We start from the raw sequence: 24,365 nt of genomic DNA, 5'->3' as shown, positions 1-24,365 counted from the left end.
CTAAAAAAACCGGTATTCCCCGCGGGGAATACCGGTTTATCTTATGCTTATACTTCTGAAGACCATTCCCGCAGCTTGCGGTCTGACGGAAGAAAGAGCGTCAAGATGCCGAGAATCGGCAGAAGACTGGACAGCTTCATGATGAGGCTGATCCCGTGCGCGTCGATCAGGTTGCCCAGAACGAGCGCTCCTATCCCGCCCATGCCGAACGCGAAGCCCGTAATCAGGCCGGATACCATGCCGACTTTGCCCGGAATCAGCGTCTGCGCATACACGACGGTGACGGAGAAGCTGGAGAACACGATGAATCCGGTCAGCACGAGCAGCACGGTTGCCCATCCCAGATTGACGTAGGGGATGAGGGCGGCCAGCGGAGCCGCGCCGCACATCGAGACGAAGATGACGGTTCTCTGTCCGAACCGGTCGGCGAGAGGCCCGCCGAAGAACGTTCCGAGCGCGCCTGCGGCCAGGAACAGGAAAATATAGATTTGCGCCTGATCGATGGTCGTGCCGACGACATCGCGCAAATAGAAGGCGTAATAGCTCGTCATGGCCGCCGCGTACCACGAGCGGATAAAGACCAGGAACACCAGCACGACGATCGCGACGGCGATCTTATTGCGCTTGGCGGGATCCATCGCGCGCTGCACGGTTTTCTTCGCCGTCACGGCCCCGGCTTCGATCACACCCTTATACCAGCGGGCGATAAAAGTTTGCACGAGCATGGCGGCGCCCGCCACGAGGGTGAACCAGATCGAGCCGAACTGGCCCAGCGGAATGAAGATCCATTTCGTCAGCAGCGGAGCCAGCGATTGACCCGCGTTGCCGCCGACCTGGAAGATCGACTGGGCCAGTCCCTTGCGGGAGCCTGCGGCCAGGTGGGCGACTTTGGAGCCCTGCGGATGGAAGGCCGCCGATCCCAGGCCCACCAGCGATACGGCCAGCAGCACGAACGCGTACGAAGGCGCGAACGCGAGCAGGAGCATGCCGAGGAAGGTGGAGGCCATGCCGAGCGGCAGCATGTAGGGCTTAGGCTTCCGGTCGGTGTACATGCCGATGACCGGCTGCATGATGGAAGCGGTCAGATTGAAATAGAACGAGATCCATCCGATCTGGGCGTACGAAAGCGTCATGCTGTCTTTTAAAATCGGATAGATAGCCGGGATAACCGATTGAATCGAGTCATTAAACAAATGCACGAGACTGATGGCAAGGAGTACCTTATAAACCGTCGGTTTCGACGTAGGAATTCCTGCCGAGGGTCGTGCGGTGCCGGCATTGACTGTCGCCTGCGACGCCATAGGGCACGCACTCCTTTCGTGAAGCTAGTGTGTAGATTGCTTAAGCGTACCGATCCGTTCGCCCATACGGACTTTGCTGCCCACTTGGAGATCGGAGCGCGGTGTAAGGATGCCGTTCTCAGTGACGAGCACAACGGTCGATCCGAATTCGAAATAAGCGAGGTCGTCGCCCGCCTGCAGGTGAGACGGAAGGCCTTCCACATACTGAATGGAGCTGACGTTGAGCGCGCCGACTTTGACGACGGCAATCTCCCCGGCTTCATGCTCCATCACGGTAATGAGACGCTCGTTGCGGCTGAGCACGCGTGTCATATGGCGCAGGCCGAATTCGTTCACGGGATAAACCTTGCCCGGAACATGTTCTTTCTCCAATATCTCGCCGGTAACCGGAGAGTGGATACGATGGTAGTCCGTCGGGCTTAAATAAAGCACCATAAAAAAGCCCTTCTCGTAATTGATCGTGCGAGGGGAGCGGTTGAGCAGCTCCTCGACGGTGTAATCCTGCCCCTTGACGCTGAGCATGCGGCCCGCCTCTACGGGACCGTAGCCGGTAATAACGGCGTCCACCGGGCTGACAAGCGCGGCCGGGTCCGTATCGACCGGACGGAGTCCGGGTTTCAGGCGGCGGGTGAAGAACTCGTTGAGTGTGGCGTATTCCCCGATCGCCTTCTCCGCATCTTCTACCGGAATGCCGTAAGACTTGGCGAACCACGGAATAAGGGAGCGGCTGAGCGGAGATTTGGAAAACGAACCGGTCATCCGGGAAATCCATTTGCGGGATGAGAGTTCCGTCATAAGTCGAAACAATGGTTTCATGCTTAGTTCAATGCTCCTATCTGTACGTTGACTATAGTCTTCGTTTTATCTTGCCATAGAATGAACGTTTTGACAATTGCCGCGACCCGGCGTTTTCGGGCGCTCAACGACTGAAAACACGGCTTTTCGCCGGGACCGTGCCATTATCCTCGGGCAGACAGGTATGATTTGGATCAAGGCTGCGCAAGCTGGTTAAAAAAAGGAGGAAGACCTATGTCCGGTTTAGTGTGGGGAACGGTTATCGTCGTTCCGTGGCTGCTCGTTTGGCTTCAAAATAAAGTGGCCGGAGCCAAATTTGTTATAGATACCGCGGCTTACGCGGCACTTGTGCTTTTTTCGGGTATTGCGGGGATAACGGTGGGAGAGATTCTCGTAAACAACACGGTTTTTATGACAAGCGTGCATAAGGTGTTCCTGAACCCGGTTTTTCTGGTCAGCGGAGGGTGGCTCGGTCTGTACGCCCTGCAGCGTCTTATAGTAGAAGGAATTTTTTTCGGGAGAATAAAAAAGCAATGAGCCGAATTTTGATCCAAAAATAACTGGTACAAAATGTAAAGTTTATATATAATGAGGTTGGGCTCAATGAAAGCGCTTACCGACAAAAAGAAAACAAAATTAGGAGGAGGAAGCTAATGAAAAAGCGAGCCAAGGAGCTCAATTACACGGAGATTGCGCAGTCCAGCCAGTTCCAAGCATTGTTGAAACGCAAAAGGCAATTTATTTTACCGCTGTCCCTGTTTTTCTTTGCCTTTTATTTTACGCTCCCGATTCTCACCTCTTACACTACCGTGCTTAACACACCGGCATTCGGTTCCGTTTCCTGGGCGTGGGTATTCGCCTTTGCGCAGTTTATCATGACCTGGGTGCTGTGCATTCTTTACTCGCGCCGGGCCGCTAAATTCGATGTGATGGTGCAGCAAATCCGGCAGCAAATGAAAGGCTGATCTCATTTCTCATACACGGGAGGGAAGTCAAGTGAATTTGACGGCATTCTGGTTATTTCTCGGCATCGTGGCGATCACGCTTCTGATTACCTATTTTGCGGCTAAAAAAACCAACTCCACCGATGAGTTCTATACGGCGGGCGGAGGCCTGACGGGCTGGCAGAACGGGCTGGCTATCGCCGGGGACTATATGTCCGCTGCTTCCTTCCTCGGAATCGCGGGCACGATCGCGCTGGCCGGCTTTGACGGGTTCTTTTACAGCATCGGGTTTCTGGTCGCGTATCTCGTCGTTCTCTACCTCGTAGCGGAGCCCCTCCGCAATCTAGGGAAATATACGGTGGCGGATATGATTGCGGCCCGTTTCAACGAAAAGAAAATCCGCGGTGTGGCGGCCTTGAATACGATCACGATCTCCACCTTCTATATGATCGCGCAGCTCGTGGGCGCGGGGGCGCTCATCAAGCTGCTGCTGGGACTCGATTTCACGACGTCCGTGCTGATTGTGGGCCTGCTGATGACCGTTTACGTCGTATTCGGCGGCATGACGGCCACTTCGTGGGTGCAGATTGTCAAAGCGGTGCTGCTGATGGGCGGCACGTTTATTCTTTCGCTTGTCGTGTTCTCGAAGTTCAATTTCAGCGTAACGGAAATGTTCGATCAGTTGAAAGCCGTTACTCCGCTCAAAGAGAAGTTCCTGGACCCCGGCAACAAGTATAAAATTCCGCTCGACACACTGTCGCTCAACCTGGCGCTTGTGCTGGGTACGGCCGGGCTGCCGCATATTCTGATCCGCTTCTTCACGGTGAAGGACGCGCCGACAGCGCGCAGTTCCGTCGTGTACGCGACCTGGATCATCGGCATCTTCTACGTGTTGACGCTGTTCCTGGGCTTCGGCGCGGCGGCGTTCGTCGGATACGAGAACATTATCGCGGAAGACAAGGGCGGCAACATGGCGGCGCCTCTCCTGGCCAAGGCGCTCGGCGGCGACTTCTTCTTCGCCTTTATCGCGGCCGTCGCGTTCGCGACGATTCTGGCCGTCGTCACCGGTCTCGTTCTCTCCGCGGCTTCCGCGTTCGCGCATGACTTCTACAGCCATATCGTGCGCAAGGGAAAAGCGACGGAGTCCGAGCAGATGAAGGTAGCCCGCTGGGCGTCCGTCGGCGTCTCCATCCTTTCGATCATCTTATCGCTGGCCGCATCCAAGCTGAACGTCGCGTTCCTCGTGTCCGTCGCCTTCGCTATCGCGGCCAGCTCCAATTTGCCGGTCATTCTGTTCACGGTCTTCTGGCGGCGTTTTAATACGGCGGGCGCGGTAACGGGCATGCTCGTCGGCCTGATTTCTTCCCTCGTGCTTGTGGCCCTGAGCCCGAGCGTATGGAGTCCGGAAGCGGGCAAAGCCATCTTCGTGGGCACGCCGCTGTTCCCGCTGACAAACCCGGGCATCATCTCCATTCCCCTCGGATTCCTGGGAGCAATCCTGGGTACGGTCTTATCGAAGAAAAAATCGTCCGACGCCAAATTCGACGAGATTGTCGTTAAAGCCAACGTCGGCAATATCAACATGTAAGCGGGCGAGAATGCCTGACACAACAAAGAACCTCCCGGTCCTTGACGGACCGGGAGGTTCTTTAGCTATGCAACGCCGCCGCGCTTAATCGTCGAAACGGCATTCTTCGAGGCGGAGGACTTTCGTTTTCTTCTTCACTTTATAAGCGATCCAGACGATCAAGAACAGCGGAATCCCAATATAGGAAGCGATCAGGCCGGCCCAGTCGACGCCGCTTTCCGAGATGGCGGAGTAGTTCTGGCCGAGGATCACGACGATACAGACGGTCAGGGCGAAGATGGGGCCGAACGGGAACCATTTCGCCAGGTACGGCAGATCGCGCAGGTCACGGCCTTGCGCTTTATAGGCACGCCGGAAGCGGTAGTGGCTGACGGCGATGCCGAGCCAGGCGATGAACCCGCACATGCCGGAGGCGTTGAGCAGCCAGATGTACACGACCCCGTCGCCGAACATGGAGGCGAGGAAAGCGAACATGCCCACGGCTGCCGTCGCGATCAGCGCGACCACCGGTACGCCGCGCTTGTCGAGCTTGGCGAGGAAGCGCGGCGCTTTGCCTTCGCGGGCAAGCGTCCAGATCATGCGCGTGGATGCGTACATGCCGGAGTTACCCGCGGACAGAACGGACGTCAGGATGACGGCGTTCATGACGGAGGCGGCGAACGCCAGGCCGGCTTTCTCGAACACGAGGGTGAACGGGCTGATCGCGATATTTTCGACGTCGCCGCTGATCAGGTTGTCGCTCGTGTAAGGAATGAGCAAGCCGATGATGAAGATGGCGAGAATATAGAACAGCAGGATGCGCCAAAAAATGGTGCGGATCGCTTTAGGCACGTTCTCGCGCGGATTCTCGCTTTCACCGGCCGCCACGCCGACAAGCTCTGTCCCTTGGAAAGAGAAGCCCGCGGCCATGAACACGCCGAGAATAGCCATAAACCCGCCGCTGACGGGGGCGTCACCCAGCGTAAAGTTGCTGAACCCGACGGACTCGCCGCCGATAATGCCTAAAATCATTAGAATCCCGACGATGATGAAGACGATGACGGTCACGATTTTGATCAGGGCAAACCAGTATTCGGACTCTCCGTATCCGCGGACGGACAAGTAGTTCAGGGAGAACATCAGCACCAGGAACAGCAGACTCCATAGAATGGAGGGACTGTCGGGCAGCCAGAATTTCATAATGAGCGTGGCCGCGGAAAGTTCGGCGGCAATCGTAATGGCCCAGTTGAACCAGTAATTCCAGCCGAGCGCGAATCCCAGCGCCGGATCGACGAACCGGGAAGCGTAAGTGGAGAAGGAGCCGGATACCGGCATATAGGCCGACAGCTCCCCGAGGCTGGTCATGAGAAAGTAAACCATGATGCCGATGGCCGCATAAGCGATTAAAGCGCCGCCGGGACCTGCGGAATGAATCGCTCCGCCGCTGGCGAGGAAGAGTCCGGTTCCGATGGAACCGCCAAGCGAGATCATGGTCAAATGTCTGGCTTTAAGGCCGCGCTTAAGTTCCGTAGTCCCGGAACCGGAGTTCGGTTGTTTCATAAGGAACACCTCTGTGAATAAATTTGTTTCTTGCCGCTGCGCTAACCGAGGGTTAATAAGAGAAAACACAAAGAGCCCCGAAAAGGAGTTTTCGCGGCTGCTGCTTCTATCTCGCCTTTCCATGAAGATAGCGCACCACCGCTGCTTGGAAGGGCAGCAGTGACAGTTCCGCCCCTGTTCGGGAACGGACCCAATCCGGACGCAAGAGAAACGGCCCGAATTTCGGCGGCTGCTCCTTTCTCCCGGCTTCGCTGACGTCTCTCTCGTCTCCCCCGGAATACTCCTAGCACCCGCAACCTCTACCTCATCGAAAATGGATGAGGAACTTGCTATTAAGTTTTTGTAAAATGGTACATCGTTCAGTATAGATAAAAATAGGAACAGTGGCAATAGGAGAAACTGGAAACGGATACAAATAAATTTCCAATTGATTTTACAAGGGAAAAACATGCCGTTAATACTGGCGAAACAGGGCGGGGCTACGATAAAGGGGATTGAAGAAAGAAGGGTGACTATGAATAAGGGAATCGGCAATCTGGGACCGAGACGCATCATCGCGGCCGTCCGGCATTCAGAAGATTTGAAACTGGCGTGCGCAAGCGACCTGCCGGTTGTTTTTTTGCTGGTCGGTGATTTGTTCACCGTTCAGGATTATGTGAAGCAGGTGATCGACAGCGGCAAAAAGGTGTTTTTGCACGTTGATTTTATAGCCGGGCTCGGAAGCGATCCCATCATTATTAAATATTTGGCCGAGAAGGTCAGGCCGACCGGTATTATTTCCACGAAAACGCATCTGATCAAGCACGCGAAAAAGAACGGCCTAGCAGCCGTTCAGCGCTTGTTCCTCATCGATTCGGCAGCTCTGGAGAACGGGATCGCCAACGTTCAGCAAAGCGGGCCGGACGCCGTGGAGATTATGCCGGGGCTGATTCCGCGCGTTATTACGGAAGTCAGCGAAAGGCTGAGCGTGCCGGTCATAGCGGGAGGGTTGATCCAACACCATGAAGAGATTGAAACGGCTTTACAGGCGGGGGCTGCGGCGGTTTCCATGGGCAGCAGGGCTCTGTGGGTGAAGGAAGCGAAACGGCCGCGTGCGGATGAGGCGGTTGTCCGGTAAATCCGCAGACGGCTCTGCAAGCCTTGCGGGCAGCAATCGTTATCTTTACAAATCTTTAAAATCGCGTTCATACGGCGTTAACACTTCACGGATAAAGTAGAAGCATAGAGAGAACCAACTGAATCGGCAAGGGTTGAGATGAGGAGAAAACCCTTTATGCAATATTCGCCGCAGGGCATGGCACGGCGGAAGTTCCGTTACCTAACGGGCTCCGGTTGTGCGGTTGTTTCCTGTGCCGGGCGCGTATTGGATGAAGGGTTTTTTGGGTTGTCTTCTTCCCGGCCGGTAAGGTGTTCAAGGAGGAAAAACGTTTGCGGGGCCTGACAGAATGGAACGAAGCAGAAGCTTATTTTTTTGATCTCGACGGGACGATCTTCCTCGGAGGACGCCTTCTTCCCGGAGCGGCGGAGCTGATCCGCTCGCTGGAGGAAGCCGGCAAGACGATCGGCTTCCTGACCAACACGACGACGCAGACGGCTGCGGACTGTGGCCGCCGCCTGCGGGGGCTGGGCCTTGCCGTCCGCGACGAACAGGTCGTGACGGCCGCGGCGGCTGCCGCCGCCTACCTGGCGGAACAAGCCCCGCAGGCCCGTGTGCTCGCCGTCGGCGAGGAAGCGCTGATCGCGGAGCTGGACGCGCAGCGTATCCGCGTCGTGCGGACGCCGCTGGAGGCGACGCACGTGGTCGTCGGCATGGACCGGCGCTTCGACTATGCGAAGCTTCATGCCGCGTCCAGGGCGCTGCGGTCCGGGGCGGAGCTCATCGCCTGCAACCCGGACACGTTCTGTCCGGTGGAAGGCGACGAGCTGCCCGACACCGGGGCGATGACGGCCGCGATTGAAGCGGCCTCGGGCGTCCGCGCGTCGGTCGTCGCGGGCAAGCCGTCGCTGCACTACGCGCAGGTGGCTCTCCGCAGGTCCGGCAAGACCGCAGACCGGTGCGTCATGGTCGGCGACCGTCTGGAGACGGACATCCGGCTGGGTCTCGCCAGCGGCATGCGCACCGCGCTCGTGCTGACGGGCGCGGCGACTTTGGAGGAGGTGAGAGCGGGAACGGTCATGCCGGATTGGATCGTACCGACACTGGAGGCGTTCACGAAACCTTCCGACGAAGAAATATTTAACATCCCCATTACATAACGTTAACGCTGTGGTGGAAATGGAGTGTTACATTGGGGACAAGCACGGCGAACTGCAAAAACCGAAATCATTTTATTTGGGGGAGACTATCCAATGCGGACAATCGCGAAAATGAGTGTGTTGACACTGCTTACGGCAAGTTTGATGGCGGGCTGCGCCAAGCCTCAAACGGAAACGAGCGCAAGCACCCCGGGGGCGGGAACGGAAAAAGCGAAAGAGAAAACCGAGCTGACGTTCTATTACCCGATCGCCGTAGGCGGTCCTCTGACGGCAACGATCGAAGCGATGGCGGCCGATTTTACAAAAGAAAATCCGGACATCACGGTAAAGCCGGTGTACACCGGAAGCTATGCGGACACGACTGTGAAGACCCAGGCGGGCGTTCAAGGCAAAACGCCTCCGGACGTGGCGGTTAACCTGTCGACGGAGCTTTACAGCCTGCTCGATATGAATGCGATCATTCCGCTGGACGAATTTATCGCCAAAGAAGACAAGAACTGGCTGTCGGATTTCTACCCGGCTTTCCTGGCCAACTCCCAGACGGGCGGCAAAACGTACAGCATCCCGTTCCAGCGCAGCACGATCGTCCTTTACTACAACAAGGACATGTTCAAGGAAGCCGGTCTTGATCCCAACAAGCCGCCGACAACATGGGAAGAGATGGCCGAATACGGCAAGAAGCTGAAAAAAGAAGGCCGCTGGGGGCTCGAAATTCCGGTATCCGGTTTCGCTTACTGGATGATGCAGACGTTCTCCCTGCAAAACGGCAAGAACCTGATGAGCGAAGACGGCAAGAAAGTCTTTTTCGATACAAAAGAAAACGCCGAAGGGCTTCAATTCTGGTCCGACATGGCCCGCAAGGACAAAATTATGCCGGAAGGCGTAACGGAGTGGGCAACGGTGCCGTCCGACTTTATCGCCGGTAAAACCGCGATGATGTACCACACGACAGGCAACCTGACGAACGTGAAGAAAAACGCGAAGTTCGATTTCGGCGTGACGTTCCTGCCGCAGAAGAAAGCCTACGGAAGCCCGACGGGCGGCGGCAACTTCTACATTTTCAAAGACATCGACAAGAAAAAGCAGGAAGCGGCTTGGAAGTTCGTCAAGTTTATGACGGAGCCCGAGCGTGCGGCGAAATGGAGCATCGAGACCGGCTACGTGGGCGTACGCAAGTCCGCTTATGAAACCGACGTGATGAAAAAGTACGTAGCGGAGTTCCCGCCGGCACTTGTCGCTCGCGATCAGCTCCAGTATGCGGCAGCCGAGCTGTCCACGCACAATAACGGCAAAGTGTCCAAGGCGCTGAGCGATCAGCTTCAGGCGGTGCTTACCGGTACGGCGGAACCGGCGGCTGCGCTGAAAAAAGCTCAGGAAGAAGCGGACAAGGCGCTGGCGCCGTTCAACAAGTAAGCGGGCCGGATCGGAAATGCGGTCGGCAGGGTCTCCTTGGCTCTGCCGATTCTTTATTCAACCGGCCGGAAACCGCAAGGAGGGAAGACAATGACCGGGAAAGTCGCGGTTTGGAAAGAAAACGGGTTTGCGTGGCTGCTTCTGCTGCCGTCGCTGGTATTTCTTATTCTTTTTACGTTTTATCCGATGCTCAAGACGCTGATCTTAAGCTTCTATCAGGCTGATCTGGCTACGCCTCAGCCGATTTTCACGGGTCTGGACAATTACAAGCACATGGCGGAGGATGCCGTCTTCTGGAAAGTACTCCGCAACAACGTCTGGTTTGCGCTGGGTACGGTGCCGACGGCCATTGCGCTCGCGCTGGTCATGGCGGCGTTCGCCAATAAAGCGCTCCGGGCGAAAGGTTTCATCCGTACGGCTTTCTTTTACCCGAACATGATTCCGATGATCGCCATCGCCAACGTGTGGCTGTTCATTTATACGCCGCAGTACGGGCTGCTCAGCAGAGGAATGAGCTGGCTGGGGCAATCCCAGGCGGTTAACATTCTGGGAAGCCAGGACACGGTCATGTGGGCGATGATTGCGATGATCGTCTGGAAAGAAGCGGGATATTTGATGATTTTTTATCTCGCCGGCCTGCAGAATATTCCGAAGGACTTGTACGAATCCGCTGAAATGGACGGAGTCGGACGCTGGACCGTTTTTCGTAAAATTACGTTTCCGCTGCTTATGCCGACGACGCTGTTTGTCATGATCGTGGCTTTGACGAACTCGTTCAAGCTGGTCGATCACCTGTTCATCATGACGAAGGGCGGACCCGATAACGCGAGCAACCTTCTTCTTTTCTATATTTACGACACGGCTTTCAGCTTCTGGGATCAGGGGCTGGCCTCGGCTTTGACCATGGTGATGATCGTTCTGCTGATGGCGCTTGCGGCGCTCCAGTATTTCGGACTCGACAAGAACATTCACTACCGTTAATTTCGCGCTAAAAAAGGAGGGTGGAACTCATGACTTCCACAACCGCCGGGACAGCGGCATCCGAAGCTTCGCGCCGGGGCGGGACGGAGAGACCCGCATCCGCCAGACGCAGGCTGCTCGCACGCGGACCGCTGACCCTCGATTTCTGGCTGAATGCGCTGATGTTTCTCGTCGCGCTCGTCTGGATCGTACCACTGGTCTGGATGCTGTGGACCGCATTCCGGCCCAAAGATTCCGTGATCAATCCCACACTGTCGTGGGACTTTACGCTGGAGCATTTCCAGCATGTCTGGTCGGCCGCTCCGTTCGGGCTGTACTACGGCAACACGCTGCTCATTACCGGGGGCATTCTGGTCGTTCAGCTGCTCACCGTCACGATGGCGGCCTTCGCGTTCGCCCGGCTGAATTTCAAGGGCAAAGAATTTGTCTTCATGCTGTTTCTCGTGCAGATCATGATTCCGGCCGACGTGCTCGTTTTCCCGAACTATAACGTGCTCAAGGAGCTGAGCCTGCTTGACACGAAGCTGGGAATCATGCTTCCGTATTTCGCTTCGGCTTTCGGTATTTTTCTGCTGAGGCAGATGTTCAAGACGATTCCTCCCGAGCTGGATGAAGCCGCCGTGATGGAGGGCTGCACGAAGTGGCAGATTCTGTGGCGCATCTATGTGCCTCTTGCTCGGCCGTCTTACGTGGCCTTTGCCCTCGTATCGGTCAGCTATCACTGGAACAACTTCCTCTGGCCGCTTATCGTAACGAACTCGGTAGAAAACCGTCCTCTGACGGTCGGTCTGGCCATTTTCGCCCAATCGTTCGAGACAGGAGCCCAGTGGGCCGAGGTGAGCGCGGCGACGCTGATCGTGATTGCGCCGCTTCTGGCGGGCTTCCTGCTGTTCCAGCGCCAGTTTATGAACAGCTTTATGCAGTCGGGCATCAAATAAGATAAACATATGCAGGCGCCGGATTGCGGTGAAAACCACCGTACCGCCCGAATGCCTCGCGAATAAAACAGGACCGCCTATTAATGGGCGGTCCTGTTTTTTAATTTTGTTTTTTGCCGACCGCGATCCAGCGTCCGTCGATATCCTCGAAAACCAGCTCGCGGTTGTCGTAGTCCGTTACGGACAGGGGACGGACGATTTTGACGCCCAACCGGACGAGCTCGGCTTCGATTTCCTCCTGGGAGTCCGTGATCAAGTACGCGTCGTATCCGTAGCCGTGAATGACCCGGTTCGGCACGACCTCATCCAGCTTGGACTTCGTCAGCACGATTTCGATGGCGTCTTGGTAGAGGCAGACGTGAGGTTCGGAGGCTTCGAGATAATAGACGGCCTTAAAGCCCAGGCGCTCGTAAAAGCCCGCCGTTTCGCCGGGACGGGGGACCGGAAAAATTTGCAGACAGGAAGTGAATCCCTTCGGCATTATTTCTCTTCCTTTCCTATTAAAATGGACTCGTTAACGTCAGCTTAGCATAAGGGAAGACGCAGCTTCCTGTACAAAATAAATAAACCTTATTTTTATCGCATTTAATGCGGTCTTAAAAAGGAAGCGCCGCCGGGCATCCGGCCTCGAATTTCAGGCGAAACCCGATAGTGGTTGTTTTTCTATTGACATTTTACCCAACCAAGGCGAGTCCGCCCGTCATATTATATAGAAAGAGCGTTTTTCAGAGGTTAGAAGGTCCGGATGCAGTACCTAAGGAGGTCATAAGATGGCATATTCCATAGATATCAATACCTCGACGTTTGTCCTGACGTTATTGGATGACGGTAAAACAGTGACTACTTATCCGGTCGGTGTAGGGAAGGTGGGAACGAGTACTCCGGCAGGGACGTTCACCATCGTCAACAAGGAGCCGAATCCCGGCGGCCCCTTCGGGGTTCTCTGGATGGGATTGTCGAAGAAGCATTACGGCATCCACGGAACCAACGATCCCTCTTCCATCGGCAAGCGGTCGTCCCACGGCTGCATAAGAATGCAAAACAAGGATGTGCTGGCGCTGTCCCGCTTCGTTCCGATAGGTACTGTCGTGAGGATTCACCCATAAGAGAGGAAGGTGAATGATGAACATCTCATCCATCGCTATTGTGTCGCCGGGATCGTTCGCCGTTCCTTCCGGTACCAGCAGTTCGGTCGAGCATGTGGTGGAGCGGCTGGCGGATCGGCTCAGTGAGGCGGCGCAGGTCACCGTATTGGGCAGAAGAACGCGACGCAGACCGGCAAGAGAACAGATCGGAGGGGTCACTTATGTTCGGCCGAGCTACAAGAGCGGTCTTCCGTATATCGAGGCCGTTTACCGGAAGCTGAAACCGATGAACCCCGATCTCATTCAGGTGGAGAATCGTCCCCGGTTCGTCCGTTATTTGCGGAAGCGGATGAAGCGGGCGACCATTTGCCTCGGACTGCATTCGATCACGTTCATATCGAAGCCTCACATCAGGCGCAAAGAGGTCGCCGAATGCCTCCGCTGCGCCGACCTTATTTTCGTCAACAGCGATTATTTGCGCCAGGAGGTTATCCGGCGCGCGCCTTCTGTCGCAAATAAGGTTGTGGTGAATCCGCTGGGAGCGGACCCGTCCATTTTCGCTCCCCGGATGTTTCACGAGGAAGCCCGACAGGAAATGCTGGCGTCCCTGGGGCTGTCGGGACGCAAAGTGATTGTCTTCGCCGGACGGCTGATGCCGATGAAGGGCGTCGAGCAGCTTCTGCACGCGATGCCCGCCGTGTTTGCCGCTCACCCGGATGCGGTGCTGCTCGTCATCGGCGGGGCGGGTTACGGCAGCACGAGACAGACCGCATACGTCAGGAAGCTGAAAAGGCTGGCGGCCCGGTATCCGGGCCACATCCGCTTCATTCCTTACGTGTCGCACGACTCGATCCCGGCCTGGTTCCGTCTCGCCGATGTCGTCGCCGTTCCTTCGCTGCGGATCGAAGCATTCGGCCTCGTCAACGTGGAGGCCATGTCCTCGGGAGTTCCGGTCGTCGCCACGCGCGTCGGGGGGATTCCCGAGATTGTTCTCCATGAAGCGACGGGGCTGCTGGTGTCCCTTCAATCGGTGGAAGCGGAGCTGGCGCAGGCCATCTCCCGGCTTCTGGCCGACGACGAGCTGAGGCGGCGGATGGGCCAGCGCTCCCTGGAGCGGGTGGCGGAGCTGTACACGTGGGAGAAGATGGCGCAGAGACAGCGGGCTTTTTACGATCTGCTGCCCTGAAAAAAATATGTGATCGGGGCCGGAGCGTATCCGCGCCCTTTTTTTCATAAATAGGCATAAACACCGGAGCGGAACGCTGCATAGAATACAGGAGGGAGAAGAACCGGAAAGGGAGATGGGAATGAAAAAAAAGAAAAACCCGGCGTCCGGCCCACAGCGTCCGGCCCCCAGTAAATACAATGCGAGCATGAATGAGTTGCGCTGGCTGGATGAGGAGCCGAAGAAGAAGAAAGAGCGAGCCGATGCCGCCATATCCAAAGCGGAAGCCAAAGCGGAAGCCGAAGCGGTCCGTAAAGCCGAGCGGCCGAAGCCTCAGGGCCTCCTTAGGGCGAAAGCCGAAGGAGCTGCCGGCGGAGGAAAACAGACGGGATCGGATGTAAAAGGATTTGCGAAGGGATCCGCATCCGCCGCTCGGGAAAAAAGCGAGATCAAGTCGGTTGCCGCCGAGTCTCTGCAAAACGAAGATCTCTATGCCGGCGAAGAAATGCCGGAGGATTTCGAAGAATCTTTGTTAGTGTACGATACGGCTGAGGACCGCTCGATCAGTGAAGAGGACGACGATGAGGCAGTCGTGGCTTCCGATGATCCGAAAGCTTTAGAAGTTCAGGCAATCCCGGAAGCTCCGAAAGCTCCAAAGGCTCCTGAAGTACCGAAAACCTCGGAAGTACCAAAAGTTTTAGAAGCACAAAAAGCTCAGGAAGTTCCGGAGGAACGCGGTAATTCAAACCGTCAAGCCCAGCCGGACACCGTCAAAACCGGCAGAAAGGGTTCGCCGCTGCTGCTTTTGTCGGAGCGTAAAGAAGAACGCGGCAGCGAGGGCGTCGTATATACCGACGATATCGTGGAAGCCGCCGTTACGGGTGAGAAAATCGCCAGCCGCGCCATCGACGAGTCGAAAATGAAGCCGAACAGTATCGGCACACGCTCCCTTCAGGACTTTTCGGTTGAGCGCTCGAAACTGGCCGACGGCAGTGTAACCAGCGAGAAACTCGCTTCCGGTGCCGTACTCCGCGAGCATCTGGCCTATGGCATCGTGAACGGCGATCATATTCAGATGCGCTCGATCACCAGCGATAAGATTGCGGATAAAAGCATCACGGTCGAGAAGCTTGCCGACGGGACGATTGATGCGGCCAAGTTAGCTCCTTACTCGATCCAGTCCCATCATTTGGCCGAAGCCAGCATAACCCCTGAACTGCTTGAAGATCAGGCCGTGACTTCGGATAAAATCAAAAGCGGTGCCGTCCAGTCCCGCCATCTGGCCAACTATGTCATTAATTCGGCGAAGCTTGCCGAAGATGCGATCACTACCGAGAAACTCAGGCATGAAGCGGTAACCGGGGAAAAAATAGCGCCGGCCAGCATTTCGGCTTCCCATTTGATGCCGGGAGCGATATCGGGCGACAAACTTTCCGCCGGATCGGTGAACGCCGTCCACTTGGCGAAAGGTTCGGTGGGGGACCAACATATCGGAGCCGGAGTGATCGGGAGCGAGCATTTGAAACCCGGTTCCGTGACACGGGAAACGCTGACCCCGGGCGCCGTCGATTCCGCCCAGCTGGCGGATGAAGCGGTAGGCTTCCGAGAGCTTGCGAGAAAATCGGTCCGTCCCGAACATTTGGCGGACGGTTCCGTTCTCTCGGTTCATATCGGGGAGGGAGAAATCCGTTCCAGCCATATCGGCTCGGCTCAGATTACAGAGGAGCTGATTGAGAACGGAGCTATAAAATCACTGAAAATCGGCCGGAGAGCTGTCGAAAGCCGACATATCGACGAAAATGCCGTTTTGACTTCTAACTTGGCGAATCAGTCCGTCACCACTTCCAAACTTGCGACGGAATCGGTCTCGACGGATAAACTGACGGATTATGCGGTGAGTACAGCCAAACTGAACGACAGCAGCGTAACGAGCAAAAAGCTGGCCCGCGGAGCCGTAGAAAGCGAGCATATCCAGCCGTTCAGCGTACAGTCCGTTCATATTGCGAACAACGCGATTACGGCGGCTAAAATATCCGAGCAGAGCGTTAACGGAAGCCACTTGAAGGAAGGGGGGGTTAGCGGTATTCATCTCGCCTCAAACGCTGTGGAAGGACGCCATCTGGCGGCCGGTTCTGTTAAACAGCAGCATTTGGCGAAAGGTGTGGTGACGAGCGAGGCGCTGGCGAGCGGAGCCGTGACGGGCGATGCATTGTCGGAGGGCGCTGTGACCAGGGAAACGCTGGCGGAAGGCGCCGTGACGAGCGAAGCATTGGCGAGCGGAGCCGTGACGAGCAAGGCGCTGGCGAGCGGAGCCGTGACGAGTGAAGCGCTGGCGAACGGGGCGGTAACGAGGGAAACGCTGGCGGCAGGTTCGGTAACGAGCGAAAAGTTGGCGTCAGACTCGGTGACAAGCAAAGCGCTGGCGTACGGAGCGGTGACGAGCGAAGCGCTGGCGGCAGGCTCGGTGACGAGCGAAGCGCTGGCGGCGGGCTCGGTGACGAGCGAAGCGTTGACGCCAGGCGCGATAACGAGAGAAGCGCTGGCGGAAGGCGCCGTGACGAGGGGGGCTTTGGCGAGCGGCGCCGTGACGAGGGATGCGCTGGCGAATGGGTCAGTGACGAGCGAAGCGATAGCGGAAGACGCCGTAACGAGCGCAGCGCTGGCAAGCGGATCCGTGACGAGTAGAGCGCTGGCGTATGGCGCCGTAACGCGTGGAGCGCTAGGGGAAGGAGCCGTGACCAGTGAAGCGCTGGCGTACGGAGCGGTGACCAGCGATGCGCTGGCGGCGGGCGCGGTGACGAGCGATGAGCTGGCGTACGGAGCGGTAACGAGCGAAGCGCTGGCGGAAGGCGCGGTGACGAGCGAAGCGCTGGCGGCGGGCGCAGTGACGAGCGATGAGCTGGCGTACGGAGCGGTAACGAGCGAAGCGTTGGCGGAAGGCGCGGTGACCAGTGAAGCGCTGGCGGCGGGCGCGGTGACGAGTGAGGCGCTGGCAGAAGGCGCGGTGACAAGCGAAGCCTTGGCGTACGGAGCGGTGACAAGCGAAGCACTGGCGTACGGAGCGGTGACGAGTAAAGCGCTGGCGGAAGGTGCGGTGACAAGCGAAGCTCTCGCGTACGGAGCCGTGACGAGCGAAGCTCTGGCACATGGAGCGGTGACGAGTAAAGCACTGGCGTACGGAGCCGTGACAAGCGAAGCACTGGCGGCGGGCGCGGTGACGAGTGAGGAGCTGGCGAACGGAGCGGTGACGAGTAAAGCGCTGGCGGACGGATCGGTGACAAATGAAGCGCTGGCATACGGAGCGGTGACGAGTGAAACGCTGGCGGAAGGCGCGGTGACGAGTAAAGCGCTGGCGGACGGATCGGTGACGAGCGAAGCGCTGGCGGACGGATCGGTGACGAGCGAAGCACTGGCGAGCGGAGCGGTGACGAGTGAAGCTCTGGCGTATGGAGCGGTGACGAGTAAAGCGCTGGCGTACGGAGCGGTGACGAGTAAAGGACTGGCGAGCGGAGCGGTGACGAGTAAAGCGCTGGCGAGCGGAGCCGTGACGAGCGAAGCGCTGGCGAGCGGAGCGGTGACGAGCGAGGCGCTGGCGGATGGAGCCGTAACGAGCGAGGCACTGGCAGATGGATCGGTGACGAGCGAGGCACTGGCTGCACGCGTGGTGACGAGCGAGGCGCTGGCGGATGGAGCCGTAACGAGCGAGATACTGGCGGCAGGCGCAGTGACGAGCGAAGCGCTGGCGACAGGAGCGGTAACGAGCGAAGCGCTGGCGGATGGAGCCGTAACGAGCGAAGCGCTGGCGGCAGGCGCGGTTACGAGCGGAGCGCTGGCGACCGGATCGGTGACGCATGAAGCGCTAGCGGTCGGAGCGGTGACGAGCGAGGCGCTGACGGCAGGCGCGGTTACGAGCGAGGCGTTAGCGGCAGGTTCGGTGACGAGCGAAGCGCTGGCGGCAGGCGCGGTTACGAGCGAAGCACTGGCGGAAGGTGCCGTGACCAGTGAAGCACTAGCGAGTGGAGCCGTGACAAGCGAAGCGTTAGCGGCAGGGTCGGTGACAAGCGAAGCGCTGGCGGCAGGTGCCGTGACGAGCGAAGCGCTGGCGGATGGTGCGGTGACGAGCGAAGCGCTGGCGACCGGGTCGGTGACGAGTGAAGCGCTGGCGGCAGGTGCGGTGACGAGCGAGGCGCTGACGAGCGGATCGGTGACGAGTGAAGCGCTGGCGGATGGCGCAGTGACGAGCGAAGCACTGGCGAACGGAGCTGTAACGGGCGAGGCGCTGGCGAGCGGTGCTGTGACCAGCGAAGCACTGGCGAGCGGGTCGGTGACGAGCGAAGCGCTGGCGAGCGGGTCGGTAACGAGTGAGGCGCTGGCCGAAGGATCGGTGACGAGCGAAGCGCTGGCGACCGGGTCGGTGATCAGTGAAGCGCTGGCGGCAGGCGCGGTGACGAGTGAGGCGCTGTCGAACGGCGCCGTGACCAGCGAAGCGCTGGCGGAAGGTGCCGTGACGAGCGAAGCGTTAGCGGCAGGCGCGGTGACGAGCGAGGCGCTGGCGAAGGGTGCCGTGACGAGCGAAGCACTGGCAAGCGGAGCGGTGACGAATGAAGCGCTGGCGTATGGCTCAGTGACGAGTAAAGCGTTAGCGTACGGTTCAGTGACGAGTAAAGCGCTTGGGAGCGGCTCGGTGACGAGTAAAGCGCTGGCGTACGGCTCGGTGACAAGTAAGGCTCTGGCGATTGGCGCAGTGACGAGCGAGGCGCTGGCGAGCGGTGTAGTGACAAGCGAGGCGCTGGCGGCGGGCGCGGTGACGAGCGAAGCGCTAGCGGCAGGGTCGGTGACGAGCGAAGCGCTGGCGACCGGGTCGGTGATCAGCGAAGCGTTGGCGCCAGGCGCAGTGACAAGCGAAGCGTTAGCGGCAGGGTCAGTGACGAGCGAGGCGCTGGTGAGCGGTGTAGTGACAAGCGAAGCGTTGGCGCCAGGCGCAGTGACAAGCGAAGCGTTAGCGGCAGGGTCGGTGACGAGCGAAGCGCTGGCGACCGGGTCGGTGATCAGCGAAGCGTTAGCGGCAGGGTCAGTGACGAGCGAGGCGCTGGCGAGCGGTGTAGTGACAAGCGAAGCGTTAGCGGCAGGGTCGGTGACGAGCGAAGCGTTGGCGCCAGGCGCAGTGACAAGCGAGGCGCTGGCGGCGGGTGCGGTGACGAGCGAAGCGCTAGCGGCAGGGTCAGTGACGAGCGAAGCGCTGGCGACCGGCTCGGTGATCAGCGAAGCGTTGGCGCCAGGCGCAGTGACAAGCGAAGCGCTAGCGGCAGGGTCGGTGATCAGCGAAGCGTTGGCGCCAGGCGCAGTGACGAGCGAAGCGCTGGCGACCGGGTCGGTGACAAGCGAAGCGTTAGCGGCAGGGTCGGTGACGAGCGAAGCGCTGGCGACCGGGTCGGTGATCAGCGAAGCGTTGGCGCCAGGCGCAGTGACAAGCGAAGCGCTAGCGGCAGGAGCCGTAACAAGCGAAACGCTGGCACAAGGTGCCGTAACCGGCGATCACGTCCAGCCGGGAACGATCACGCTGGCACACCTTCATCCGGACGCGCTTCCGATCCGGGAGGTTGCCGATCAACGCGGAACCCGCTTGGCTCCGAATAGCATCACGGAAGATCACCTGGCGATGGGTTCTGTGGCAAGCGGGCATTTGCAGGCTTCCTCGGTTCTGTCTCTCCTTATCGCGAACAGGGCGGTGACCGGTGAAAAGCTTGCGGACGAAGCTGTATCTTCCGCTAAGCTGGCGCCATCGGCCGTAGGAAGCGTGCATTTGCAAGACGATGCCGTGGACACGGATCATCTCGCAAACGGTTCTGTCACGGAAGACAAACTCGCTTCGGGTTCCGTCGGGGCAGAGCATCTTCGGAGCCAATCCGTCGAGAACGGCCATTTGGCCGAGGGCAGCGTTACTTTCAGCAAAATTTCCGCAGGCGCCGTCCAGTCGACCCATCTGGCGGAAGCCTCCGTAACGGAAGCAAAGCTGGCCCCGGAATCGGTGCATGCCGGGCATCTGGCGGCAGGCGCCGTAGAAGAGGGCAAACTGGCCTTCCGGCCGGTGCAGGCCCCTTCGAGCAAAAAGGCCGTGCTTCAGCAGTTCGGTCTGGTAGACTTCCGTTTCGAGGAGCAGGACGATGTACTGGAAATCGACATCTCCTTCGAAGAGACTTTTGCGACTGCCTCTTACGTGTTTGTGGCAACAGGCAGTCACCCGGCCTGCTATGCGGTATGCAAACAAAAAACGGAGAATAGAGCCGTTCTCTCGGTTGTCCGGACACACCCGGGGCTCGCATTCGACGTCGTTTTAAACTGGATCGCGGTCGGCTCCAAGGCTGATTCGGCAGACTGAGCTTTTAAAAAATGAGCTTTTAAAGAGATTCATTGAAAACCTTCCTTTGACGGGAAGGTTTTTCTTTTTACACCGGGATAGATAGCCCCGTAAAAAAGCCAATTTTGAGAGGAGTGGTTGGGAGTCCTTATTCGCGGAATAGGGAAAAGCATATGATTTACTATGTGATCTTCAGGTATGAACTGGAAACTAAATCGTGAAGGTTGGCAGCGGCTTTCTTGTTTTCCGGAAAGCATGTGGGAAAGGGGGATGTCCGGTGAAAGGAGTTATACTGGCGGGTGGAACGGGAAGCAGACTGCGTCCCCTGACGAACCTGATGAATAAGCATCTTCTGCCTGTCGGGAAATATCCGATGATTCATTATTCCGTGATGAAGCTGAAGGAAGCGGGCGTGAAAGAGATTTTGCTGGTCACGGGCAAGCAATCCGCCGGTCTGTATACGGAATATTTGGGTAACGGTTCGCAGTGGGGCGTTTCCATTACGTACGCGGTCCAGGAGCAGGCCGGAGGGATTGCCGAAGCGCTCGGTCTCGCGGAGCGTTTTATCGGGCGGGATAAGAAATTCGTGATGCTGCTCGGGGATAATCTTTTTCAGGATTCTCTAGAGCCGTTTCTTCGCGATTTCGAAAGCCAGTCTGAAGGAGCCATGGTGCTGCTAAAAGAAGTCCCCGACCCTGAACGGTACGGCGTGCCTGTTTTGACGGATGGAAGGATTGTCCATATTGATGAAAAACCGGCAAGACCGAAATCCTCTTACAGTGTGACGGGGATTTATTTCTATGACGACGAGGTGTTCCATGTTCTGAAAACTTGCCGTCCCTCCAAGCGGGGAGAGCTGGAAATTACGGACGTTAACAACGCGTATGCTCTCAAAGGCCGGCTTGCCTACCGGATATTGAGCGATTGGTGGGTGGACGCGGGAACTCACGAATCCCTGTATGAAGCGATCCGTCACGTGTGGAAGGAGGAGGAAGGATAATGGCCGTTCTCCTCGTAACAGGCGGTATGGGGTTTATCGGAAGTCATTTTATCCGGTTCTGGCACAACCGCCATCCGCAGGACACGCTGATTAATCTGGACCTGCTTACGTATGCGGGCAACCCGTATAATCTGGCGGATCTTCAGGATTCGCCCCGTTACCGGTTTATTCGCGGAGATATCGCGGATGCCCCGTTTCTTGAGCGGCTTATGGGCGGAACTTCCATAGACGCTGTCGTTCATTTCGCCGCCGAGTCTCACGTGGACCGGAGCATTCGGGAACCCGCCGCTTTCGTGCGGACGAATGTGCTGGGGACCCAGCAGCTGCTGGAAGCCGCGCGCCGTGAGAGTATCCCGAAATTTGTCCATGTCTCCACGGACGAGGTATACGGAACACTCGGGACCTCCGGCGTTTTTACCGAACAGACTCCCCTTGCGCCCAACAGTCCCTATTCGGCTTCCAAAGCGGGCTCGGATCTGCTGGCGCGGGCTTACTATGAAACTTACGGATACCCGGTTGCCGTCACACGCTGCTCCAACAATTACGGGCCGATGCAGTTTCCGGAAAAACTGATCCCGACTCTCATCATCCGGGCGCTGCGGGATTTGCCGCTGCCTCTCTACGGAGACGGGGAGCATGTGCGCGACTGGCTTCATGTCGAAGATCATTGCGCGGCGATCGCCGCCGTGCTCGAATCCGGCAGGCCGGGTGAAGTTTACAACGTCGGGGGAGGCAGCGAGCGCACGAACCTGGAAGTCGCCCGGGCTGTCCTGAAGGCACTTGGCAAGCCCGATACGCTGATCTCCTTTGCTCCGGACCGGCCGGGTCATGACAGAAGATACGCGATCGATGCTTCCAAGCTGACCGGCGAGCTGGGCTGGAAACCTGCTTATACGTTTGAAGAGGGACTGCGCTCTACAGTGGACTGGTATGTCCGGAATCCGACCTGGTGGGAGCGGATTTTAAGCGGAGAATACCGGGGCCATCATCTCTTGAAAGGAGGCGGTCCCGCATGAAAATACTGATTACCGGAGCGGGAGGACAGCTCGGAAGCGAACTTGTCCGGGTACTTTCCCCGCGGCACAAGCTTGCCGCATTGACCAGGCAAGAGCTGGATGTGGGAGACGGAGCCGCCGTGGACGCGGCCGTATTCCGGGAACAGCCCGAGATCATTATCCATGCGGCGGCTTATACGGACGTGGACGGGGCGGAACGCGAGATCGACCGGGCCTACCGTGTCAATTCCGCAGGCACCTGGCATATGGCGGAAGCGGCCGAGCGCATCGGAGCGAAGTTCGTCTACGTCAGCACGGATTACGTGTTTGACGGCTGTAAAGGCGCTCCTTACGTTGAACGGGATAAACCGAATCCGCTTAGTGTTTACGGGACCTCCAAGCTGCACGGGGAAAAATTCGCGTCGATGCTGTGCGAGCGTCATTTTATCGTCCGGACTTCCTGGTTGTACGGCCGCGGAGGCAATAATTTCGTCGCCAAAATCGTGGAGAAGGCGAGGAGGGGAGCCGAACTGAGCCTGGTGGACGATGTATTCGGATCGCCGACCTACAGCTACGATCTGGCCGTCTTTATCGGCTCGCTCCTTGAAACGGAGGAATACGGGACTTATCACGGCTCGAACGGAGGCGTCTGCACCCGGTACGAATTCGCCCGCGAGATCATCCGGGTTCTCGGCATGGAAGGCGTAAAGCTGCGCCCTGTCAAAGCCGACATGTTTCCTCTCCCGGCGGCAAGACCGGCACACTCGGCACTTGCCGATACGGCTGCCGGGGCGATCGGCGTCAAGCCGCTCCGGCCGTGGAAGGAAGCGCTCCGTCACTTTCTCCTGACGGATCTGGCGGACGGGAGAGAAGCCAGTCATGCGTAAACGGGTTAAACGCGGCCGGCATCCAGCGAAAACGCCGGAGCAAGCACGGAGCGAAGGGTACATTCGGGGCTGGGAACAAGGCTGCCGCTACGGCAGCTCCCAGGCGGTTCTGAACCGGCTTTCCGTACCGGCTTTCGGTTTTTTCGAGAAGCGGGTTCTGTTTGTCCAGCAGGGTTTCGAAGCGATCGATGCGGGAATCCAACAGGCGCTGGCGGCCTTGACGCGGGAGCTTATCGTGTGTGCGCCGGAGCATATGCTGCAGACGGCCGCCGCTTCCAGGCCGGATATGATGCTGGTGCTGAACGGACTCCATGTGTTCCCGGAGGATCATCTGGCCCAGGCGGAAGGAGTCCGGGGGCTCGGCATCCGGACGGCTATCTGGTTCGCGGACGATCCGTATTTTATGGATTTCACGCCGGCGATTGTGCCTCATTACGACTACATTTTTACCCATGAGCGCAACGCGGTCGCGTACTACCGGTCCCTGGGGTGCGAGCGCGTGTACCATCTGCCTCTGGCCGCGGCCGGGCATATTTATTACCCGCAGCCGGCGGGACCGTCCTATCTTAGCGATGTGTGCTTTATCGGGAACGCCTTTCCGAACCGCATTGATTTTATCGATGCGCTGGCTCCCGCGCTGGCGGGGAGAAAAGTGGTGCTGATCGGGGCGCTCTGGGACCGGCTGAAGCACTACAAGCACCTTCGCGGCGGCATTCACCTGGGCTGGAAGCCGATGGACGAAGCGGCGAAGTATTATAACGGCGCCAGAATCGTATTAAACCTGCACCGGGCTCCCCTCGATCCCGTGTACAGTAAAAATAAAATCGGGCTGCCGGCGGGTTCCATCAACCCGCGCAGCTATGAAATAGCGGCCTGCGGCGCGTTTCAATTAACGGACTTACGCGGGGATCTCGCGGAATTTTATACACCGGGTGCGGAAATAGAGACGTTTACGTCTCCGCAGGACTGTGCCGGCAAGCTGCTGTATTACCTTCGGAACGAGGAAAAAAGAAGAGAGATCGCCGTCAGGGGATTGATAAGGACGCGCGCAAGCCACAGCTTCGAAGCAAGGCTCAGCCAACTGCTTCAAATCGTTTTCAGCTAGACGGAATTTGCAGAG

At 57.9% G+C, this 24,365-nt stretch carries 19 protein-coding genes and 1 riboswitch; of the genes, 15 read left to right on the top strand and 4 right to left on the bottom strand.

Annotation, left to right across the window (positions count from 1 at the left end; genetic code table 11):
* Window positions 1-47 precede the first annotated feature (47 nt).
* Both KVT34_RS09625 and asd read right to left on the bottom strand, forming a co-directional pair.
* Complete coding sequence (locus KVT34_RS09625; RefSeq protein ID WP_217558351.1) at window positions 48-1,301, bottom strand: MFS transporter; 1,254 nt, start codon at window positions 1,299-1,301, stop codon at window positions 48-50.
* Between the two features lie 24 nt (window positions 1,302-1,325).
* Window positions 1,326-2,117, bottom strand: a complete 792-nt coding sequence (asd, locus tag KVT34_RS09620; RefSeq protein WP_217558350.1) for an archaetidylserine decarboxylase — start codon at window positions 2,115-2,117, stop codon at window positions 1,326-1,328.
* 213 nt (window positions 2,118-2,330) lie between these two features.
* On the opposite strand from asd, the gene KVT34_RS09615 reads away from it, so the two are divergent.
* The 3 genes from KVT34_RS09615 (at window position 2,331) to KVT34_RS09605 (ending at window position 4,628) form a co-directional block, all read left to right on the top strand.
* Complete coding sequence (locus KVT34_RS09615; RefSeq protein WP_217558349.1) at window positions 2,331-2,633, top strand: hypothetical protein; 303 nt, start codon at window positions 2,331-2,333, stop codon at window positions 2,631-2,633.
* 116 nt (window positions 2,634-2,749) lie between these two features.
* Window positions 2,750-3,061, top strand: a complete 312-nt coding sequence (locus tag KVT34_RS09610) for a DUF485 domain-containing protein (protein ID WP_217558348.1) — start codon at window positions 2,750-2,752, stop codon at window positions 3,059-3,061.
* Between the two features lie 31 nt (window positions 3,062-3,092).
* Window positions 3,093-4,628, top strand: a complete 1,536-nt coding sequence (locus KVT34_RS09605) for a solute symporter family protein (RefSeq protein WP_217558346.1) — start codon at window positions 3,093-3,095, stop codon at window positions 4,626-4,628.
* Window positions 4,629-4,712: 84 nt separating this feature from the next.
* On the opposite strand, the gene KVT34_RS09600 is transcribed toward KVT34_RS09605, so the two are convergent.
* Window positions 4,713-6,167 (bottom strand): amino acid permease, encoded by a 1,455-nt coding sequence (locus KVT34_RS09600; RefSeq protein ID WP_217558345.1) that lies wholly within the window; start codon window positions 6,165-6,167, stop codon window positions 4,713-4,715.
* A gap of 120 nt (window positions 6,168-6,287) precedes the next feature.
* A riboswitch (Lysine riboswitch) is annotated at window positions 6,288-6,477 on the bottom strand.
* Between the two features lie 204 nt (window positions 6,478-6,681).
* On the opposite strand from KVT34_RS09600, the gene KVT34_RS09595 reads away from it, so the two are divergent.
* From KVT34_RS09595 to KVT34_RS09575, 5 genes are all read left to right on the top strand, one after another.
* Window positions 6,682-7,284 (top strand): glycerol-3-phosphate responsive antiterminator, encoded by a 603-nt coding sequence (locus KVT34_RS09595; RefSeq protein ID WP_217558344.1) that lies wholly within the window; start codon window positions 6,682-6,684, stop codon window positions 7,282-7,284.
* Window positions 7,285-7,595: 311 nt separating this feature from the next.
* Entirely contained in the window at window positions 7,596-8,423 is an 828-nt protein-coding gene (locus KVT34_RS09590; protein ID WP_217558343.1) for an HAD-IIA family hydrolase, read from the top strand.
* A 93-nt stretch (window positions 8,424-8,516) separates the two neighbouring features.
* A complete protein-coding gene (locus KVT34_RS09585; protein ID WP_217558342.1) occupies window positions 8,517-9,836 on the top strand; it encodes an ABC transporter substrate-binding protein in 1,320 nt (439 codons plus the stop codon).
* A 90-nt stretch (window positions 9,837-9,926) separates the two neighbouring features.
* The gene (locus tag KVT34_RS09580) at window positions 9,927-10,817 is read left to right on the top strand and encodes a carbohydrate ABC transporter permease (RefSeq protein ID WP_217558341.1); all 891 of its coding nucleotides are present in this window, start codon (window positions 9,927-9,929) and stop codon (window positions 10,815-10,817) included.
* Between the two features lie 161 nt (window positions 10,818-10,978).
* Window positions 10,979-11,755, top strand: a complete 777-nt coding sequence (locus KVT34_RS09575; RefSeq protein ID WP_174446843.1) for a carbohydrate ABC transporter permease — start codon at window positions 10,979-10,981, stop codon at window positions 11,753-11,755.
* Between the two features lie 100 nt (window positions 11,756-11,855).
* Here the strand turns inward: KVT34_RS09575 and KVT34_RS09570 are convergent, their stop codons facing one another.
* Window positions 11,856-12,236, bottom strand: a complete 381-nt coding sequence (locus tag KVT34_RS09570) for a VOC family protein (protein WP_217558340.1) — start codon at window positions 12,234-12,236, stop codon at window positions 11,856-11,858.
* Window positions 12,237-12,525: 289 nt separating this feature from the next.
* Between KVT34_RS09570 and KVT34_RS09565 the strand changes: the two genes are divergently transcribed.
* The 7 genes from KVT34_RS09565 (at window position 12,526) to KVT34_RS09535 (ending at window position 24,350) form a co-directional block, all read left to right on the top strand.
* Window positions 12,526-12,861 (top strand): L,D-transpeptidase, encoded by a 336-nt coding sequence (locus KVT34_RS09565; protein ID WP_217558339.1) that lies wholly within the window; start codon window positions 12,526-12,528, stop codon window positions 12,859-12,861.
* A 13-nt stretch (window positions 12,862-12,874) separates the two neighbouring features.
* A complete protein-coding gene (locus KVT34_RS09560) occupies window positions 12,875-14,026 on the top strand; it encodes a glycosyltransferase family 4 protein (RefSeq protein WP_217558338.1) in 1,152 nt (383 codons plus the stop codon).
* 121 nt (window positions 14,027-14,147) lie between these two features.
* Entirely contained in the window at window positions 14,148-20,384 is a 6,237-nt protein-coding gene (locus KVT34_RS09555) for a WIAG-tail domain (RefSeq protein WP_217558336.1), read from the top strand.
* Window positions 20,385-20,640: 256 nt separating this feature from the next.
* Window positions 20,641-21,363 (top strand): sugar phosphate nucleotidyltransferase, encoded by a 723-nt coding sequence (locus KVT34_RS09550; RefSeq protein WP_217558334.1) that lies wholly within the window; start codon window positions 20,641-20,643, stop codon window positions 21,361-21,363.
* On the top strand, window positions 21,363-22,379 hold the full coding sequence (gene rfbB, locus KVT34_RS09545; RefSeq protein WP_217558333.1) for a dTDP-glucose 4,6-dehydratase: 1,017 nt from the start codon (window positions 21,363-21,365) through the stop codon (window positions 22,377-22,379). The genes KVT34_RS09550 and rfbB overlap by 1 nt, the downstream gene beginning before the upstream one ends.
* On the top strand, window positions 22,376-23,245 hold the full coding sequence (gene rfbD, locus KVT34_RS09540) for a dTDP-4-dehydrorhamnose reductase (RefSeq protein WP_217558332.1): 870 nt from the start codon (window positions 22,376-22,378) through the stop codon (window positions 23,243-23,245). Before rfbB ends, rfbD begins: the two co-directional genes overlap by 4 nt.
* Window positions 23,238-24,350 (top strand): CgeB family protein, encoded by a 1,113-nt coding sequence (locus KVT34_RS09535; protein WP_217558331.1) that lies wholly within the window; start codon window positions 23,238-23,240, stop codon window positions 24,348-24,350. Before rfbD ends, KVT34_RS09535 begins: the two co-directional genes overlap by 8 nt.
* The last annotated feature ends 15 nt before the right edge of the window (window positions 24,351-24,365 follow it).

This window comes from Paenibacillus sp. GbtcB18 (assembly GCF_019091125.1).
Classification (GTDB): domain Bacteria; phylum Bacillota; class Bacilli; order Paenibacillales; family NBRC-103111; genus Paenibacillus_F; species Paenibacillus_F chitinolyticus.
Note: the sequence above shows the minus strand (reverse complement) of the source record. Positions and strands in the feature narration are given on the sequence as shown.